General features: G+C 61.0%; 18 protein-coding genes and 1 tRNA gene. 10 read left to right on the top strand and 9 right to left on the bottom strand.

The window, feature by feature from the left end; genetic code table 11:
• The first annotated feature begins 24 nt into the window (after window positions 1-24).
• The 3 genes from NHF53_RS19395 to NHF53_RS19385 all read left to right on the top strand — a co-directional run bounded on the left by NHF53_RS19395 (window position 25) and on the right by NHF53_RS19385 (window position 2,985).
• Window positions 25-360 carry a hypothetical protein gene (locus NHF53_RS19395; RefSeq protein WP_252835652.1) on the top strand — a complete coding sequence of 112 codons (336 nt, stop codon included), beginning with the start codon at window positions 25-27 and terminating at the stop codon, window positions 358-360.
• Between the two features lie 127 nt (window positions 361-487).
• A complete protein-coding gene (locus tag NHF53_RS19390) occupies window positions 488-2,107 on the top strand; it encodes a hypothetical protein (RefSeq protein ID WP_252835651.1) in 1,620 nt (539 codons plus the stop codon).
• An 11-nt stretch (window positions 2,108-2,118) separates the two neighbouring features.
• The gene (locus tag NHF53_RS19385) at window positions 2,119-2,985 is read left to right on the top strand and encodes a hypothetical protein (RefSeq protein ID WP_252835650.1); all 867 of its coding nucleotides are present in this window, start codon (window positions 2,119-2,121) and stop codon (window positions 2,983-2,985) included.
• A gap of 310 nt (window positions 2,986-3,295) precedes the next feature.
• On the opposite strand, the gene NHF53_RS19380 is transcribed toward NHF53_RS19385, so the two are convergent.
• The 3 genes from NHF53_RS19380 to NHF53_RS19370 all read right to left on the bottom strand — a co-directional run bounded on the left by NHF53_RS19380 (window position 3,296) and on the right by NHF53_RS19370 (window position 4,936).
• Window positions 3,296-3,499, bottom strand: coding sequence for a hypothetical protein (locus NHF53_RS19380; protein WP_252835649.1), 204 nt, complete (start codon window positions 3,497-3,499; stop codon window positions 3,296-3,298).
• 124 nt (window positions 3,500-3,623) lie between these two features.
• A tRNA-Arg gene (locus NHF53_RS19375) sits at window positions 3,624-3,700 on the bottom strand.
• A gap of 75 nt (window positions 3,701-3,775) precedes the next feature.
• Window positions 3,776-4,936, bottom strand: coding sequence for a M20 aminoacylase family protein (locus NHF53_RS19370; protein WP_252835648.1), 1,161 nt, complete (start codon window positions 4,934-4,936; stop codon window positions 3,776-3,778).
• 214 nt (window positions 4,937-5,150) lie between these two features.
• On the opposite strand from NHF53_RS19370, the gene NHF53_RS19365 reads away from it, so the two are divergent.
• Entirely contained in the window at window positions 5,151-6,203 is a 1,053-nt protein-coding gene (locus tag NHF53_RS19365; protein WP_252836010.1) for a D-alanyl-D-alanine carboxypeptidase family protein, read from the top strand.
• A gap of 17 nt (window positions 6,204-6,220) precedes the next feature.
• On the top strand, window positions 6,221-7,372 hold the full coding sequence (locus NHF53_RS19360; protein ID WP_252835647.1) for a GTP-binding protein: 1,152 nt from the start codon (window positions 6,221-6,223) through the stop codon (window positions 7,370-7,372).
• Between the two features lie 7 nt (window positions 7,373-7,379).
• Here NHF53_RS19360 and NHF53_RS19355 read toward each other — a convergent pair whose 3' ends face one another.
• From NHF53_RS19355 to NHF53_RS24195, 5 genes are all read right to left on the bottom strand, one after another.
• Complete coding sequence (locus NHF53_RS19355) at window positions 7,380-7,610, bottom strand: sulfurtransferase TusA family protein (RefSeq protein WP_114362923.1); 231 nt, start codon at window positions 7,608-7,610, stop codon at window positions 7,380-7,382.
• Window positions 7,607-8,815 (bottom strand): murein L,D-transpeptidase family protein, encoded by a 1,209-nt coding sequence (locus NHF53_RS19350; protein WP_252835646.1) that lies wholly within the window; start codon window positions 8,813-8,815, stop codon window positions 7,607-7,609. Before NHF53_RS19350 ends, NHF53_RS19355 begins: the two co-directional genes overlap by 4 nt.
• A gap of 161 nt (window positions 8,816-8,976) precedes the next feature.
• Window positions 8,977-9,930: an acetyl-CoA carboxylase carboxyltransferase subunit alpha gene (locus tag NHF53_RS19345; RefSeq protein WP_114362925.1), complete on the bottom strand. Its 954-nt coding sequence runs from the start codon at window positions 9,928-9,930 to the stop codon at window positions 8,977-8,979.
• Between the two features lie 61 nt (window positions 9,931-9,991).
• On the bottom strand, window positions 9,992-10,939 hold the full coding sequence (gene xerD, locus NHF53_RS19340) for a site-specific tyrosine recombinase XerD (RefSeq protein WP_114362926.1): 948 nt from the start codon (window positions 10,937-10,939) through the stop codon (window positions 9,992-9,994).
• A gap of 29 nt (window positions 10,940-10,968) precedes the next feature.
• Window positions 10,969-11,121, bottom strand: a complete 153-nt coding sequence (locus NHF53_RS24195; RefSeq protein ID WP_114362927.1) for a hypothetical protein — start codon at window positions 11,119-11,121, stop codon at window positions 10,969-10,971.
• A gap of 150 nt (window positions 11,122-11,271) precedes the next feature.
• Here NHF53_RS24195 and NHF53_RS19330 point away from each other — a divergent pair, with 150 nt between their 5' ends.
• Both NHF53_RS19330 and aroB read left to right on the top strand, forming a co-directional pair.
• Window positions 11,272-11,865: a shikimate kinase gene (locus NHF53_RS19330; protein ID WP_252835645.1), complete on the top strand. Its 594-nt coding sequence runs from the start codon at window positions 11,272-11,274 to the stop codon at window positions 11,863-11,865.
• The gene (aroB, locus tag NHF53_RS19325; protein WP_254007979.1) at window positions 11,858-12,985 is read left to right on the top strand and encodes a 3-dehydroquinate synthase; all 1,128 of its coding nucleotides are present in this window, start codon (window positions 11,858-11,860) and stop codon (window positions 12,983-12,985) included. Before NHF53_RS19330 ends, aroB begins: the two co-directional genes overlap by 8 nt.
• Before the next feature lie 121 nt (window positions 12,986-13,106).
• Here aroB and NHF53_RS19320 read toward each other — a convergent pair whose 3' ends face one another.
• Window positions 13,107-13,388 (bottom strand): BolA family transcriptional regulator, encoded by a 282-nt coding sequence (locus tag NHF53_RS19320; RefSeq protein WP_252835644.1) that lies wholly within the window; start codon window positions 13,386-13,388, stop codon window positions 13,107-13,109.
• Window positions 13,389-13,496: 108 nt separating this feature from the next.
• Here NHF53_RS19320 and NHF53_RS19315 point away from each other — a divergent pair, with 108 nt between their 5' ends.
• The 3 genes from NHF53_RS19315 (at window position 13,497) to cobT (ending at window position 17,095) form a co-directional block, all read left to right on the top strand.
• Window positions 13,497-14,123 carry a DnaJ domain-containing protein gene (locus tag NHF53_RS19315; RefSeq protein WP_112686743.1) on the top strand — a complete coding sequence of 209 codons (627 nt, stop codon included), beginning with the start codon at window positions 13,497-13,499 and terminating at the stop codon, window positions 14,121-14,123.
• A 65-nt stretch (window positions 14,124-14,188) separates the two neighbouring features.
• Window positions 14,189-15,181: a cobaltochelatase subunit CobS gene (gene cobS, locus NHF53_RS19310; RefSeq protein ID WP_112686745.1), complete on the top strand. Its 993-nt coding sequence runs from the start codon at window positions 14,189-14,191 to the stop codon at window positions 15,179-15,181.
• 15 nt (window positions 15,182-15,196) lie between these two features.
• Window positions 15,197-17,095, top strand: coding sequence for a cobaltochelatase subunit CobT (gene cobT / locus NHF53_RS19305; RefSeq protein WP_252835643.1), 1,899 nt, complete (start codon window positions 15,197-15,199; stop codon window positions 17,093-17,095).
• Window position 17,096: the final 1 nt, after the last annotated feature.

The raw sequence follows: 17,096 nt of genomic DNA, 5'->3' as shown, positions 1-17,096 counted from the left end.
ACCAACGTAATCGGGAGAAGGGCGATGCAACCTGCCAACGACAATGCCGATCCCGTCGCGAATTACGATGCTCTGGCGGCTGAGCTTCTGACGGCAAAGATGACGGAAGACCTCCGGCGGTTACCGGAGGGACTTCCGTTCGTATTGCTGCATGACCTGATACGATACGGCTCTCAGATGCTCAATGCGCTGTCCCAGGCCAGGGCATTACTCGAGGAGGAAGCTGCCTCGGGTGATCAGGTTGACCCAAGGGTTTTAGCTCATGCCATGCGGACGGAGTTCTTTCTCAGGCACGTATGTGGCGCCATTGCCGATGAGATCGAACGTCGGCGGCACGAAGCCGAAGAGCTGGTGCACTGATGGTCGTTGAACCGCGCACGCTGATGTCATGTCGCAGTCCAGCCGATCGGAGCTGGACGCAAGCCCATAGGGTGGCCAAGACCGGCAGATTCGGCATGCATCTACGTCAACCTGAAGGACAAAACCTATGACCGGTTTCGGAACCACTGCCCGGACTTCTTCACATCCCACTACTGTGTCGATGGGAGCGTTCGACGGGACTCTATCCCTATCCGAGGGGGGTATCTACACCGACAACGGCGCCACGCTTGCTGCTCGAACCGTCCACGGTGTGGAAGTCGAGGCAGACAATTATGACGCTTGGGTGGCAGCAGGCCAAGCATACGCCTACGTGCTCGGGTCTATCGTCCAACTTACCGACGATGACACCCACAGCTACATTGCCGCCAACGTCAATGGTGGTCGGATTTCGATCATCCGTGACGACAATGTGAGAATATCCACGCCGACCGCCGGCAGCTTTCCCGAGCTTGCAGCGGGCACAGATACGATCGAATATAGCGATCTTTATGGGCAATCAGTTGCCGCCGGAAACGCTTCTGGCAGTGTTCTCTCCAATTCTCCATTCTCCAACAGATACCTGATGTATGCCGCCGGGCAACGTGCCTTCGGGCAGGCGCTCGGGCACAGCCAGGAAAGGACGAGGCCGCAACAGTTCGTGTATGATGCCATTCACGACTTTGCGTTCGGCTACGAACAGTCCGTCGACAATGCCGCCGAGACCAGCAATTCTGGTTTCGCTCACGGCGTCCTCTCCAGGCCTGACCTGCCCTCTAGCGTTTCGCTTCTGACGACGTGTTCCGCCGTCGGATCGGCCAATCAGGAGATGCTGTGGAAAGCCGCGACGGAACTCACCGACGTAAAGAACACGATCGGCGAACCGTGGAGAAACCTCGAAACCAAGTTCCAGCGCGCGGCCCTATTCTGGCGCCTTCAGGGGAAGCACTTCGTTGCCGGCCCCCTGCGACATAACCAGGGCGAAGGCAATATCAACCGTTCGAAGGCAAACCACCTAGCCGGTCTTGCTCAGTTTCGCGACGATTGGCAGGCGCTCGCCAAGTCGATGAACTCGCTGCGGTCGACTGGTGGTTTTGTTGGAAAGGCGCCGTTCATCGTTACACAGACATGCTCGGGAGCGAGGTATGGTTTCATCGCGAGTGAAGTGCCATGGGCGCAGCTGCAGATCAATGTTGACGATCCAACATCGGCCCTATGCTGCGGCCCCACCTATGATCAGGTTTACGCGGCCGATGGAGTGCATCTGCTCGCGCTCGGTCAAGAAATGCAAGGAGCGCGGCAGGCGGTCGCATACAATGCATGGCTCCGAGGAGAATACTGGCATCCGCTGGCGGTGCGTAAAGACGCGGGATTCGAGCCGGTGCGCGTCGGATCCACGGTGACGCTCCGTCTTTACAATCACTTCAGTCTTCCGCTCATCTTCGACACGACGACAATAACAGGGCTCGGAGCCAATCAGGGCTTCACCTGGCACGACAACGGGGATGGCAATACGGTTTCCGTGACGAATGCCGTCATCACCAACAACACCACAATCACCCTGACGCTCTCGGACGTGCCAACCGGAACCGGTGGTTCAATCGACATCGCTATGAATGCCGCGAGCGGCGCCGACTCCGGCCCTTCGTCGGGCAATCGCTCAACCTTGCGCACCAACGGCAGCGGCATCACTACTCGCTCAGGGCGGGCGGTGGAGCATTTTATCTGTATCGACCGCGTCACGCTGTAAGAGGGATCGTCATGTCTATTCGCACCAAAATATCTCTGACGAGTGCATCCATATCGGCAAATCACGCGCTCGTGAGGCAGCTCGACGACGAGGTCGACCAGGCTGCTGTTGCCTTCGGCGACAAGCTGCTTCTGCGTATTGACCCACGCGACGTTCGCAGAACGGCGGAAAACCCGACCGGCCGAAAGTGCGTCCATTATGCGTCGCCTAACCGGGATCCGCTGCTGTTTACGGGCAGTGGTGTTTCAGTCGAGACGATCAGCGGGAAGTACGCCGGTCGTGAGGTCTTCAAGCTCACGAGTACCGGAGATGCTGGCAACGGAACCCACAGTGATCTCACTGTCGGTCCCAAGTCGCTCAACAATAGGAATGCGTTCTCAATTTTCGGTGTCGCTCACTACAACGCGGATATGCTCGGAACCTCAGGGTTTCATACACTCATCGGGATGTATCGAGACCGCAGTACTCTGGAGACGGCGATTGCGCATCAATTCGTGAGCGGAATCAATTACCTCTCTGTCTACTCCGACCAGGGCGACGGCAACGGTCAAAACCACATCCTCGACGCCTCAACGGTGCTCGCAGCAGGCGAGCCTTTTGTGTACCTGCTTATCGTCTACCCGTATCTTCCGCGGGTGAAGCTGTATGTGAATAGTCTCGACGCCCCGTTGATCACGTCGAACATCTCGACGGCGCCGGGTGTGCCAGAAGCTGGCGCGATGGAAATGTACATCGGCCACCTGACAGCGAGTGAGCAAATGTGGTCTGGAGCGCATGGCCGCGGGTACGTCATAGCCGGTGGCGCGGTCGACTCGTGGGGAAAAGATCGATCCGAGATGTTGATTGCAGCTCTCAAGAGCTATTACGCGATTGCCTGACGTCATCACAAACGAACCATGGCATCGCGAATAGACCGCGTTGACGACCGGGGTTCGAACGCGAAGCAGCGCCAAGGCGCGAGGCAGGCAGCAAGTTATCAGCGTACGTCTCGCTCGGCTGTCCACTTTGCTAGTGCTTCTTCCGCCTGCTCGTCTCGCGTTAGCGGCCGTGCGGCCGTGGCAGTCCGAGCTGGATGGAAAGGCATCACCCTGATGATCGTACCATCGCGCTCGAGTTCGACGATCACGTTCTCCGAGTTGGCGATATCGGCCATGCGCTTCAATTCGGCGGAGGTAGGTTTCGCGTGCCTCACCAATCCTTGAGGCCTCCATTGTTCGTCGGCTTGGTCGTTTCCTCAACGCCTGTCGGGATGAATTCGACCTGTCCACCGGATATACAGATCTTGCCGACGGCAATCCCGTTGGCCGCCATGGCGCGAAGAACAGCAGAAACCGCGCGCTCGCTGGCGCGTACGCGCTTGCTGCTTTTGGGGCTGTCAGGTTGATCGACCATGTTGCATTCCATGTTGCACGGAGCGGCCGTTACTCGTTGGAAAATCCCGGAAATCAACGTAATTTGCAAGTAGCATTCGCGGCAGGAAAATCAGTGGCGTTGTAGACTAAGTATTTGAAAATTATGGTGATCCCGGCGCGATTCGAACGCGCGACCCCCAGATTAGGAATCTGGTGCTCTATCCTGCTGAGCTACGGGACCACTGGGCTGCATCCATACAAAACGAGTGCCGGGAAGCCAAGCGTTTTTCCAGGCGACGGGTGGCCGTGGCAGCAATCACTCGGTGAGGCGCTGTTCGGCGAGACGTACCCAGTAGGAAACGCCGTAGGCGATCGCCTCGTCGTTGAAGTCGTAGGCGGGATGGTGGAGGCCTGCGGTCTTGCCGTTCCCGATCATGATGTAGGCACCCGGCCGCGCCTGCAGCATGAAGGCGAAATCCTCCCCCGCCATTGAGGGGTCGACCTCCGTGTCGACATTCTGGCCGCCGACGATGTCGATTGCAGCGCGTGCCGCGTGCATGGTCTCGTCGGGGTGGTTGACCGTCACCGGACAGGCTCGCTCATAATCGACGACGACGTCTGCGCCATGGGCGGCGGCCACACCTTTTGCCACCTCGCGGATGCGATTTTCGGCAAGGTCGCGGACCGCTTCGTCGAGCGAGCGCACGGTACCTCCGAGCATCGCTTCTTCGGGAATGATGTTATGGGTTGTCCCGGCCTGGAAGCGCGTCACCGACACCACGACAGAACGAAGCGGATTGGCGTTGCGGGACGCTATGAGCTGAAGGTTGCCTACGATCTGTGCGCCGATCGCGATCGGATCGATCGTGTGGTGCGGCTCGGCGGCGTGGCCGCCGCGGCCCTTCACCGTAATCGTGAACTTGTCCGGTGCCGCCATGATGCCGCCCTTGCGGATGGCGAAGGTGCCGACGGGCATACCGGGCATGTTGTGCATGCCGTAGACTTCCTCGATGCCGAAACGTTCCATCAGGCCGTCCTGAACCATGGCGAGCGCGCCGGCGCCGCCTTCCTCGGCAGGCTGGAAGATCACGATGACCGAGCCGCGGAAATTGCGCGTTTCGGCAAGGTGCTTGGCTGCCCCCAGCAGCATCGCGGTATGACCGTCATGGCCGCAGGCATGCATCTTTCCGGGCGTCTTGGAAGACCAGGCCTTGCCGCTGAGCTCCTGGATCGGCAAGGCGTCCATATCAGCGCGCAAGCCGATTGCGCGTCCGCTCCCCTGGCCGCGGATCACGCCGACGACGCCGGTACGTCCGATTCCGGTCACGATCTCGTCGACGCCGAACTCCCGCAGTTTCTGCTCGACGAAAGCCGCGGTCTCCTCGACATCGTAGAGAATTTCCGGATTCGTGTGGAGATGGCGGCGCCATTCACTAACTTCGTGTTGGAGCTCGGCGACGCGGTTCAAGATCGGCATCTGATTTCCCTGTCCGGCAGTGCTGGTGGCTTTCGATTCGTTTCGGGGAATGTGCCCCTCCTGATTGACCTATTCAATGGGCTTTGCCATTGGTGGGCGAGATAGGTTAAATACCGCAGGCTCTGAAGCTTCCAGATATTCGAGGAATTTCATCGTGCAGACGACGCAGACGTCTTTTCTGTTCGAAACGCGCCGGGGCCGCTTCCTGGCCGTCATGCTGGGCCTTGTCCTGACCGCCATGCCAACCCTCTCCGCGGCCAATCCGAGGATCGTCGTCGAGGTCAACTCCGGGCGCGTGATCGAACACGAGGACGCCTTTCGCAAGTGGTATCCCGCGTCGCTGACGAAGCTGATGACCGCCTACACAACGTTTCGAGCGGTGAAGTCTGGCCGGATTTCGGTCGAGAGCATCGTCACGATGAGCAAGAAGGCCGCCGACCAGCCGGCGAGCAAGATGTATTTCAAGCCGGGGGCGCAGCTGACACTCGACAGTGCATTGAAGCTGCTCCTGGTGAAATCCGCGAACGACATCGCCGTGGCGGTCGCCGAGACCGTCGGCGGCTCGCTCGACAATTTCGTCGCCCAGATGAACGCCGATGCCGCCCGTCTCGGCATGAACTCCTCGCATTTCATCAATCCGAACGGGCTTCCCGGAGAGGGACAGTACACGACCGCGCGAGATCTCGCCGTGCTCGCCGTCGCAATTCGCCGGGAGTTTCCCGAATACGCCGGCTATTTCTCGCTGGAGGGGGTTACCACCGGCAAGCGCGCCTATCCAAACTACAATCTGCTCATCGGCCGCTTCGATGGTGCCGACGGCATGAAGACGGGCTTCATCTGCGCGTCGGGCTTCAATCAGGTTTCCTCCGCCACACGGAACGGCCGGACGGTCGTCTCGGTGGTGCTCGGTGCGGAGAGCCTCGGTGCGCGTGCCGACATGTCGGCCGAACTTCTCCAGAAGGCGCTGACAACCCGCTCGAGTGCGGGCGTTACGCTTGCGACGCTTGCGCCGTACGGTGAGGGGCGTGACCAGGTGACCGACATCAGCGGCGACATCTGCTCCCAGACCGCGCGCAAGGAGCGCAGCGAGGGACGCGATGAAGAAGGTCGCATGAAACTCTTCTCCCCCTACATAAGGGAGATGGATCGGCCGCCGCGCGCGGTGTTTGCAGGCCTCCTGCCCGGCGGAGAAGTCTCAGCTCAGCCGGCGTCTGCGAGCAACACCATCGCAAACGTACCGATCCCCATCCCGAGGCCTAATTTCTGATCCCGAGGGGTCCCGACATGCCTTCCATAAACGAACGCATTCCCGTTTCCATCCTGACGGGCTTTCTCGGTGCGGGCAAATCGACACTGCTCAACCGTATTCTCAAGGATTCGGCGATGCGGGATGCGGCTGTCATCATCAATGAGTTCGGCGAGGTCGGCATCGATCACATGCTGGTCGAGTCATCGAACGATGCGATCATAGAACTTGCCGACGGTTGCCTCTGCTGCACCGTGCGCGGCGAGCTCGTCGACACTTTGGCGGCCCTGGTCGACGGCATGCAGACGGGCAAGATCAAACAGGTGTCGCGTGTCGTGATCGAGACCACGGGCCTGGCCGATCCCGCTCCCGTCATGCAGTCGGTGATGGGGCACCCCGTGATCGCCAGTTACTTCGATCTCGAAGGCGTGGTCACGGTCGTAGACGCCGTGAACGGTCTTTCGACACTCGACAACTTCCCTGAGGCCGTCCGGCAGGTCGCGGTGGCTGACAGGCTAGTCCTCTCCAAGGCGTCGCTCGCGGACCCGGAGAGCCTGCCTGAATTGCTGGTCCGTCTTGCGACGCTCAATCCACGGGCGCCGATCGCTGACGGCGACCATGACGAGGTCGGAACCGCAGCGATTTTTGCGAACGGCCTCTATGATCCGGCGACCAAAATTCCGGATGTCGATCGCTGGCTCAGAGACGAGACAGCCGAACCCGGCCACGCGCATGGGCACCATCATGAACACGGGCATGATCACCATCACCATCATGACCACGATGCTTATCATCACGACGTGAACCGGCACGGCGAGGCGATCCGATCCTATTCGATCGTCCATGACGGACCCATCGACCCGGCGTCGCTCGAGATGTTTGTCGATCTGCTGCGGTCGACCCACGGCGAGAAGCTCCTGCGAATGAAGGCGATCGTGCGAGTGACCGATCGCCCGGAACGGCCGTTGGTGCTGCATGGTGTGCAAGCCATCTTCCACCCGCCCTACCGGTTACCCGCCTGGCCCGATCCGAACGATCGGCGCACGCGGCTGGTCGTGATCGCCAAGGACCTGCCGGAAGCTTATGTGCGGGAGCTCTTCGATGCGTTCACGGGCAAACCGCAAGTCGACCGGCCGGACCGTGCCGCGCTGGAGGACAATCCGCTCGCCATTCCCGGCATGCGCCTGTGATATGGCCTCAGCCCTTGCGGATGTGAAAGCGGTGGCTGGCTTCGTGCTTCTCGCTCGCGAGCAGGACGTGCCCGTTTTCGCTGCAGAAGTGAGGGATGTCGATCGCTGCGAGCGGATCGGTGGTTTCGATCCACAGTTCCGCACCGCGTTCCATGGTAGAAAGCCGCCGCCGTGTCTTCAGAACCGGCAAAGGGCACTTCAGTCCCCTCAGGTCGTAGATCGCTTCGGGGCCGCTCACTTCTGCCAGAACTTCCAGAACGGCTTCCTGGGCCCCTCGGCAGCCAGAGTCACAGGCGCCGGAGCAAGCGGGTTTGACTGGGGCACCGGTACGCTCGCCGTTTGCGCAACCTCGGCCACTTTCGCCGAAGGCTGAGCGGACGTGGCGGTTTTCGCGGGTGCGGCGACCGGCTTTGCCGCGGTGTCCTTCTCCGCGACGAGCTTTTCGAATTCCTCGATCTTCAGAAGCTTCCCGGCCTTGAGCGCGGAGCCCGTCGGCGCATAGGCGAGATCGTGACCCTTGCGCATTTCGGCGACGAGAGCCTTTCGTTCGGCCTCGCTCGGGTCGTACCAGATCTTGCCGTCATACTTCTTGGAGGCCTTCGCGAAGTCGCGCTCGTACTGCGCATTGTAAGATGCAAGCGCCACCTGCAGGGCAGGGGGTGTCGTCATCGGCGGGCAGGCGGCAGCGCCGTTCAGCGTCTTGCCTTCCTCGACCTGCTGATTGAAGACGTATTTTTTTTCGCAGACGCCGACCTCGGGCGGACGCTTGGTGACTTCGAAGTTGTCGTAGCCGACCTTCAGCATCTTCCAGAATTCGTAGTGCGGGCTGTGCTGATGGCGCGCCATGTTGTCGGCGGTCATGCGGAAAGGGAAAGCCTGCAATTGAACCGTCTGTTGGCCACCCTTGAATGCATCGCGGGCAAAGGCATAGATTTCAAGGATCTGCGCATCCGTCATCGAGTAGCAGCCCGAGGACGAACACGCACCGTGAATCATCAGGTTGGAGCCGTTGCGGCCGTTCGCCTGATCGTAGCGGTTCGGGTATCCCGTGTTGATCGCAAGGAAGTACTTCGAATTCGGGTTCAGGTGATAAGGCGAAAGCGGATAGAAGCCCTCAGGCGCCTGGCGGTCGCCTTCCTTGACCTTCGGGCCGAGGCGCCCAGACCAGGCGCATATCTGGTATTCCGCGATCTTGTCGAAACGGTTGTTCGTCTTCGCCTTCCAGATTTCCAGCACACCCTCTTCCTTGAAGATGCGCATGGCGATCGGCGAATTCCGCTCCATGCCCTTTGCCTTCATCTCGTCGCGGACGCGCGAAGGCAGCTGGTACTCGACCTTGTTCTTGACGGTGGAGGGGTCGACGACGCTGTCCAGCGTATCGTTGCAGCCTGCAAGCCCGATCGTGAGGGCCATCATCAGAAGAGCGGTTGGTTTCAAACGCATTCGGGATTCTCATCTCGAAAAAGGGGTGACGTCGCCGATTGTCGCGCGCTCGTCTAATATACGATCGCAACCTTCACAAACTGTAAACCATCATCGCGTCGCCCGCCGCGCCGGCGACTAGCACTCAAACAAAGCAGGATTATGACTGCCCGAGCATCTGCTCAAAGTGAGCGGCCGATATCGAGGAATTTCTGCCGGCGTTCCTGCCGTAGCCGGTCGCCCGACAGGCGGCCGAGATCAGTCAGCGCGGAGGCTATGACATCGCCTGTGCGGTCGATGACTGCGTCCGCGTCGCGGTGTGCGCCGCCGATCGGCTCCGGAATAATGCCGTCGATCACGCTCATGGCCTTCAGGTCCTCGGCAGTGATCTTCATATTCGTCGCGGCTTCCTTGGCCCTGGTCGAGTCACGCCAGAGAATGGAGGCAGCTCCTTCCGGAGAGATGACCGAGTAGATGGAATGCTCGAGCATATAGACGCGATTGCCGGTGGCGATGGCAATGGCGCCGCCGGAGCCGCCCTCGCCGACCACCACCGAGACGATCGGGACCCGCAGGTTGAGACAGGTTTCGGTGGAACGGGCGATCGCTTCTGCCTGACCGCGTTCTTCGGCACCGATGCCGGGATAGGCGCCGGCGGTATCGATAAGCGTCACCACGGGCAGGCCGAAGCGGTCGGCCATTTCCATGATGCGGATCGCCTTGCGATAACCTTCCGGGCGGGCGCTGCCGAAATTGTGCTTCAGGCGCGATTTGGTGTCGTTGCCCTTCTCCTGGCCGATCACGGCGACGGGTGCGCCGCGAAACCGGGCAAAGCCGGCCTGGATCGCTGCATCCTCGGCGAACTTGCGGTCGCCGGCGAGTGGCGTGAACTCGGTGAAGAGCCTCGCTGCGTAATCGACGAAGTGAGGACGCTGCGGATGACGGGCTACCTGCGTCTTCTGCCAGGCATTAAGCTTGGAGTAGATCTCCTCCATCGCTTCACGGACGCGAACCTCGAGCCGCGCGATCTCCTCCGACGTGTCGATGCTCTCATCTTCTTCCGCGAGTTTCTTCAGCTCGTGGATCTTGCCTTCCAGGTCGGAGATAGGCTTTTCGAAATCGAGATAGTTGTGCATGAAACGCTTTCCGATCGTTATGCGCTTGCTTCAAGGGCGCGTGGCACCGGCGTTGCCGGTCCTAATCGTGGTTTTTCGCCACTTTGGCAAGAGGGTGATGCGTCTGAACGAGCTGCTGCAGGCGTTCATCGAGCACATGCGTGTAGATTTGGGTGGTCGAAATGTCCGAATGGCCGAGCAACTCCTGCACCACGCGGAGGTCTGCGCCGTTGGCGAGAAGATGACTGGCGAAGGCGTGGCGAAGCACGTGGGGGGAGATGGCGGCGGCGCTGAGGCCGGCGCGGGCTGCGAGACCCTTCAAGTCGCGCGCGAAGACCTGGCGCGGCAGGTATCCCTCCTTGCTCGCCGCCGGAAACAGCCAGAGGGCTTTCTCCTTCGTTTCCTTGGTCGTGCGCGCCAGCTCCTCGCCATAGGCCCGGACTGCGGCGATCGCGCTTCGCGATAAGGGAACGAGCCGTTCCTTGGCTCCCTTTCCGCGGATCACGAGGAAACGCCCCTCCTGTGCGAGAACCTTGGCCGGCAGGGCGACAAGCTCGCTGACCCGCATTCCCGTCGCATACAGAAGTTCGAGCAGAGCCAACATTCGCAGTTTCGAGAGCTTGTCGGCTCCCTCGGCTTCGCTCTCCTGCTGAGCGAGGGACAGCAGTCTTTCGACGTCTGCGACGGACAGTGTCTTCGGAAGTGGGCGCGCCTTCTTCGGCGCATCGAGGATCGACGTCGGGTCGTCGGTGCGGATGCCCTCGGCGTAGAGGAATTTGTAGAACTGGCGCATCGCCGACAGACGGCGCGCCTGCGAGGTTTCCATGAAGCCACGCTTCGCGAGATCTGCGAGATAGGCGGCGAGGTCGGCGGATTTTGCCTCCACGACACTTATCTTGCGCGGTGCAAGAAAAGACCAGAGATCCTCAAGGTCGTGTTCGTACGAGGCAAGCGTGTTGCCCGCGGCGCCCCGTTCCGCACTCATCATTTCCAGAAACGCCTCGATGCGTGCTTTGCTGAGATCGGACACGGGGAGTTTCCTGCTTGCCTCGGCTCGGCCTATTCTTGGGGCGGGTTGACCCGCTCGGAGGGAATCCGGACCGTGATCTCCCGCTCCTTCGGCTCCACGAACAGGACGAGCGCGTACATTGTTCCGTAGATCATGGCCGCGATCGTCGCGCAGAAGAACAGGAAACGAAACAGGGTCGGCATCGGATCATCCTTCGTCCGCGAGCGCTCTTCCTATATGAAGAGGGCTTGCAGCCGTTGCAAGCCCGCAGAAGGTGCCTCTTTCGGTCCCCGTGGCTTGACGCTCGGCCCGCATTTGTCAATACCGTTCTCAAAAGAGACGCGAACAGGCCGATGACCGATTTGACCCCAACCGTTGCCCCGTCGCTGAGTACACGTGCCCGCGCGGCGCTCGGGCGTAGAAATCTGGTCTTCGTCGGACTGATGGGGGCCGGAAAGTCGGCGATCGGCCGCATGACGGCCTCGCAACTCGGCCTGCCTTTCGTTGACACGGATGCGGAAATCGAACGGGTATCGCGGATGACCATCAGCGAGCTCTTCGCGGCCTACGGCGAAGGCGAGTTCCGCGAGCTTGAGACGCGGGTCATCAAGCGGCTGCTGAGAACAGGTCCGCGGGTGATATCGACCGGCGGCGGCGCCTTCATCAACGAGAAGACGCGCAAGCAGATCGAGCGGGGCGGGATTTCGCTGTGGCTGAAAGCCGATCTGGACGTGCTTTGGGAGCGGGTCAACAAGCGCGACCATCGTCCCCTGCTCAAGACCGAGAATCCGAAGCAGACGCTCGAGAATCTCATGAGCCAGCGCTACCCTATCTATTCCCTCGCCGACATCGCCGTGCAGTCGCGGGACGAGCGCAAGGAAGTCATCGTCGACGAGGTGCTCGAGGCGATCGTCGAATTCTGTACCAAAGGCCATAAATATGAGTGAAGTTGAGAGTTCGGAACGCCTCGTTCATGTTCCGCTTGGTGATCGGTCGTATGACATCCTGATCGGGAGCGGTCTGATCGCACGGGCGGGTGGCGAGATATCCACCCGCATCAAGGGGCGCAAGGCTGCGATCATCACCGATGAGCACGTCGGCCCCCTTTATCTGGACGCGTTGATGGATAGCCTCCAGACTGACGGCATCGAGGCCGTATCGCTGAGCCTGCCGGCGGGCGAGAAGACCAAGAGCTTCGAGCACCTGATGCGGGTTTGCGACCTCCTCCTGGAGGCCCGCATCGAGCGCAACGATGCGGTTATCGCGCTTGGCGGCGGCGTCATCGGCGACCTGACCGGTTTCGCTGCGGGCATCGTTCGCCGTGGTGTCCGCTTCGTACAGGTTCCGACTTCTCTCCTCGCGCAGGTCGATTCCTCCGTCGGCGGCAAGACGGGTATCAATACGCGTCATGGCAAGAACCTCGTCGGCGTGTTCTACCAGCCGGATCTCGTGCTTGCGGACACGGCGGTTCTCAACAGTCTGAGCAAGCGAGAATTCCGGGCTGGCTATGCGGAAGTGGTCAAGTATGGCCTGATCGACAAGCCGGACTTCTTCGATTGGCTCGAACGGAACTGGAAAGACGTCTTCTCCGGTGGCGAGGCTCGCGCCGAGGCAATCGCCACAAGCTGTCGGGCAAAAGCCGAGGTGGTGGCCGCCGACGAGCGCGAACTCGGTCGCCGCGCGCTGCTCAATCTCGGCCATACGTTCGGTCATGCACTCGAAGCGGCCACAGGCTACGACAGCAGCCGTCTTGTCCACGGCGAAGGTGTCGCGATCGGTATGGTGCTGGCGCATCAGTTTTCCTCGCGCCTCAACCTCGCGAGCCCGGACGATGCCGAGCGGGTGGCGGCTCATCTCAAGGCTGTCGGTCTCCCGACGACAATGGGGGATATTGAAGGAGAGCTTCCGCCGACCGATATATTGATGCAGGCAATCGCCCAGGACAAAAAGGTCAAGGGCGGCAAGCTCACTTTCATCCTGACCCATGGTATCGGCCAGTCGTTCGTCGCCGACGACGTCGCAGCCTCGGAAGTCTTCAGCTTCCTTCAGGAAAAACGTCCGGGCTGACGGCCGCCCCCGACTGCGGCCTTCTCGCACCGTCCGTGTTCGTCGGGCGGCCGCTTCACGGTCGCCTGATGGTCTGCCGTGGGGCCCGGTTCTACGGAGCAATGGATGATGGAGGGACGGTCTACCAGCGCGTCTCTTCGCCGGGAGCCGCAGCTTCGATCGCAAGGGCATGGAGACCGGCGTCGAATTCCGGCTTGAGGAGATCGGTAATCGCCCTGTGCCGCGCGACGCGGCTCATGCCGGAGAACGCGCCGGCCACGATACGGATGCGCATATGCGTCTCTCCGGATCCGGTCATGTCGGGCTGATGCCCCGCGTGCTGCATGCTTTCGTCGAGGACCGCCAGGCGCTCCGGGTGAAAGGCGTCGACGAGCTTGGTTTCGATGGCTGAACGGACCGACATGCGGGCTATCTCCGACTTTGCTGCGGGAGCGAAAAGCCCTCACAAAGCCAAGAACATTCTGATTTGTCAATTCTTGTCGTGAGACGACCGGAACCCCATAATTCGATGATGAACCTCGACTCAAAATATTTCGATCGCATCCGCACCCGTCGCAAGAAGGAGCAGGATGCCGGTCCTGCCACGCCGACGTGCCAGTGGGACGGCTGCGACAAGCCCGGTGCCCATCGCGCACCGGTTGGACGGAACGCCGAGGGGCAGTTTTTCCTCTTCTGCTTTGAGCATGTGAAGGAATACAACAAGGGCTACAATTACTTTTCCGGGCTGTCCGACACCGAGATCGCCCGCTACCAGAAGGAGGCGATCACCGGCCATCGCCCGACCTGGACCGTGGGTGTCAACAAGGCGGCGCGGAACAGCCCGCTGCATTCGACGTTGCGTTCCGGTACGGCCGGAACACATTCGCGCATCAAGGATCCCTTCGGTTTCGTCGGACAGTCGCGCGGTGCGGGTGCGCGCTTCCAGCCGCAGGCGCGGAAACTCAAGAGTCTCGAAGCCAAGGCGCTCGATACCTTGGGCCTTCCGGGGACCTCGTCTGCGAGCGAGATCAAGAGTCGCTACAAGGAGCTTGTGAAAAAGCATCACCCGGATGCAAATGGCGGCGATAGGGGCTCGGAAGACCGTTTTCGCGCTGTTATCCAAGCGTATCAACTGCTAAAGCAGTCTGGCTTCTGTTAGTCGAAAACGCTACGAAATACGCATTCTATATGCAGCCGGTCGTCGCCGCCCGGCATGGAGAGACGATGAGCAAAATTGACCTTGACGTGTCCAATCTTCCCGACACGACCATTTCGGTCCGGGAGGTTTTCGGAATTGACAGTGACATCCGTGTCCCGGCGTACAGCACCGGCGACGCCTACGTGCCGGATCTCGATCCCGACTACCTGTTCGACCGCGAAACCACGCTCGCGATTCTCGCCGGTTTCGCACACAACCGGCGCGTGATGGTGTCGGGCTTCCACGGGACAGGCAAATCGACCCATATCGAGCAGGTCGCGGCTCGTCTCAACTGGCCCTGCGTCCGCGTGAACCTCGACAGCCACGTCAGCCGTATCGATCTGGTCGGCAAGGATGCGATCGTCCTGAAGGACGGCAAGCAGGTCACGGAGTTCAAGGACGGCATTCTGCCCTGGGCTTACCAGCACAATGTCGCTCTCGTGTTCGACGAATACGATGCCGGTCGTCCGGACGTGATGTTCGTGATCCAGCGAGTCCTGGAATCCTCCGGTCGCCTGACGCTCCTCGACCAGAGCCGCGTCATCCGTCCGCATCCTGCGTTCCGTCTGTTTGCGACGGCCAACACCGTCGGTCTCGGGGACACCACCGGTCTTTACCACGGTACCCAGCAGATCAACCAGGCGCAGATGGACCGCTGGTCGATCGTGACCACGCTGAACTACCTGCCGCACGAGAAGGAAGTCGACATCGTGCTTGCCAAGGTGAAGAGCTTCGCCTCGACCGAGGCAGGCCGCGAAACCGTATCGCGCATGGTGCGGCTCGCCGATCTCACCCGCTCGGCGTTCATGAACGGCGATCTTTCGACCGTCATGAGCCCGCGTACGGTGATCACCTGGGCGGAAAATGCGGAAATCTTCGGCGACGTCGCGTTCGCCTTCCGCGTCACGTTTCTCAACAAGTGCGACGAACTCGAGCGTAACCTGGTCGCGGAACAGTACCAGCGCGCCTTCGGGGTCGAATTGAAGGAGAGCGCCGCGAATATCGTTCTCGGTGCGTAAGGAAGCATTCTGACGATGGCAGGACCGGGAGACAATATCAGGGCGAAGTCAGGCTCGGCGGCGGATACGGAGCCGCTGCGCCGGGCGATCACCGGGTGTGTCCGCTCGGTGGCCGGCGACAGCGAAGTCGAGGTGGTCTTCGCCAACGAGCGCCCGGGGCTCGCTGGAGAGCGCGTGCGTCTGCCCGAACTCTCCAAGCGTCCGACGGCGCAGGAGCTCGCGGTGACTCGTGGCCTCGGCGATTCCATGGCGCTGAGGCTCGCCTGCCATGACCAGAAGATCCATTCGACGATGGCTCCGCAGGGTGTCGATGCGCGTGCGGTTTTCGATGCCGTCGAACAGGCCAGGGTCGAATCGATCGGCGCCTTGCGGATGCGCGGCATGGCCGCGAACCTTCAGACGATGAATGCCGAGAAGTACGCCAAGGCGAACTTCTCGGGGATCAGCCGGCAGGAGGATGCCCCGCTCTCCGAAGCGATGGCCATGCTGGTGCGGGAGAAGCTGACGGGTGAGAAGCCGCCGGAAAGTGCAGGCAAGGTTCTCGATCTCTGGCGTCCCTTCATCGAGGAGAAGGCTTCGAGCGAATTCGAAGGGCTGAGCGGCGCCATCAACGATCAACAGGCCTTCGCGAAGGTCATGCGTCATATCCTGAGCGCTATGGAAATGGCCGAGGACTTTGGCGACGAGTCCGAGGAAAGCGAACAGGAAGACACGACCGACGAGGACCAGCCGCGCAGCAACGAGGAAGATCAGGAAAGCGCCGAAGAAGAAGCCGGCCAGGACTCTGCGCCCGCGGAGGAGAGCGAAGCCTCCCAGGAGCAGATGGAAGAAGGCGAAATGGACGGCGCCGAGATCTCCGAAGACGAGATGATGGACGAGGGCGAGGACGATTCCGAAACGCCCGGCGAAATGCGTCGTCCCGCGAGCCCGTTCGACGATTTCAATGAGAAGGTCGACTACCGGATCTACACGACGGAATTCGACGAAATCATTACGGCCGAGGAGCTTTGTGACGAGGCGGAACTCGATCGGCTGCGTGCTTTTCTCGACAAGCAGCTCGCGCATCTGCAGGGCGCGGTCGGGCGCCTTGCGAACCGCCTGCAACGCCGCCTCATGGCGCAGCAAAACCGCTCCTGGGACTTCGATCTCGAGGAGGGCTATCTCGACACAGCTCGCCTGACGCGCATGGTGATCGACCCCATGCAGCCGCTTTCCTTCAAGATGGAGCGCGATACGCAGTTCCGCGACACGGTGGTGACGCTGGTCATCGACAATTCCGGTTCAATGCGCGGGCGTCCCATCACCGTGGCTGCGACCTGCGCCGATATCCTGGCGCGCACGCTCGAACGCTGCGGCGTCAAGGTCGAGATTCTCGGCTTCACGACCAAAGCCTGGAAGGGCGGGCAGTCCCGCGAGAAATGGCTCGCCAACGGCAAGCCGCCGACGCCGGGCCGCCTCAACGATCTTCGACACATCGTCTACAAGTCGGCCGATGCCCCGTGGCGCCGTTCGCGTCGCAATCTCGGCCTGATGATGCGCGAAGGCTTGCTCAAGGAAAATATCGACGGCGAGGCGCTGATGTGGGCGCATAGCCGTTTGCTCGGTCGTCGTGAACAGCGAAAGATCCTCATGATGATCTCCGATGGCGCGCCCGTCGACGACTCGACGCTGTCGGTCAACCCGGGCAACTATCTGGAGCGGCATCTGCGCGCGGTCATTGATCAGATTGAAACCCGCTCGCCGGTCGAGCTGCTCGCGATCGGCATCGGCCACGACGTGACCCGCTACTACAGCAGGGCCGTCACCATCGTCGATGCAGACGAGCTCGCGGGCGCGATGACGGAACAACTCGCCGCGCTTTTCGAAGACAAGGCACGGGCGCCGCGGGGCGATCGCTTGCGCCGTGCGGGCTAAC

Origin of the sequence: Ciceribacter sp. RN22, assembly GCF_024054295.1 — a bacterium.
GTDB classification, from domain to species: domain Bacteria; phylum Pseudomonadota; class Alphaproteobacteria; order Rhizobiales; family Rhizobiaceae; genus Allorhizobium; species Allorhizobium lividum.
Note: the sequence above shows the minus strand (reverse complement) of the source record. Positions and strands in the feature narration are given on the sequence as shown.

Bases quoted from the DNA above. Each gene is read 5' to 3' on its own strand.
- NHF53_RS19395 (WP_252835652.1), top strand. From the start codon at position 25: ATGCAACCTGCCAACGACAATGCCGATCCCGTCGCGAATTACGATGCT.
- NHF53_RS19390 (WP_252835651.1), top strand. From the start codon at position 488: ATGACCGGTTTCGGAACCACTGCCCGGACTTCTTCACATCCCACTACT.
- NHF53_RS19385 (WP_252835650.1), top strand. From the start codon at position 2,119: ATGTCTATTCGCACCAAAATATCTCTGACGAGTGCATCCATATCGGCA.
- NHF53_RS19380 (WP_252835649.1), bottom strand. From the start codon at position 3,499: ATGGTCGATCAACCTGACAGCCCCAAAAGCAGCAAGCGCGTACGCGCC.
- NHF53_RS19370 (WP_252835648.1), bottom strand. From the start codon at position 4,936: ATGCCGATCTTGAACCGCGTCGCCGAGCTCCAACACGAAGTTAGTGAA.
- NHF53_RS19365 (WP_252836010.1), top strand. From the start codon at position 5,151: ATGCTGGGCCTTGTCCTGACCGCCATGCCAACCCTCTCCGCGGCCAAT.
- NHF53_RS19360 (WP_252835647.1), top strand. From the start codon at position 6,221: ATGCCTTCCATAAACGAACGCATTCCCGTTTCCATCCTGACGGGCTTT.
- NHF53_RS19350 (WP_252835646.1), bottom strand. From the start codon at position 8,815: ATGCGTTTGAAACCAACCGCTCTTCTGATGATGGCCCTCACGATCGGG.
- NHF53_RS19345 (WP_114362925.1), bottom strand. From the start codon at position 9,930: ATGCACAACTATCTCGATTTCGAAAAGCCTATCTCCGACCTGGAAGGC.
- NHF53_RS24195 (WP_114362927.1), bottom strand. From the start codon at position 11,121: ATGCCGACCCTGTTTCGTTTCCTGTTCTTCTGCGCGACGATCGCGGCC.
- NHF53_RS19330 (WP_252835645.1), top strand. From the start codon at position 11,272: ATGACCGATTTGACCCCAACCGTTGCCCCGTCGCTGAGTACACGTGCC.
- aroB (WP_254007979.1), top strand. From the start codon at position 11,858: ATGAGTGAAGTTGAGAGTTCGGAACGCCTCGTTCATGTTCCGCTTGGT.
- NHF53_RS19320 (WP_252835644.1), bottom strand. From the start codon at position 13,388: ATGTCGGTCCGTTCAGCCATCGAAACCAAGCTCGTCGACGCCTTTCAC.
- NHF53_RS19315 (WP_112686743.1), top strand. From the start codon at position 13,497: ATGAACCTCGACTCAAAATATTTCGATCGCATCCGCACCCGTCGCAAG.
- cobS (WP_112686745.1), top strand. From the start codon at position 14,189: ATGAGCAAAATTGACCTTGACGTGTCCAATCTTCCCGACACGACCATT.
- cobT (WP_252835643.1), top strand. From the start codon at position 15,197: ATGGCAGGACCGGGAGACAATATCAGGGCGAAGTCAGGCTCGGCGGCG.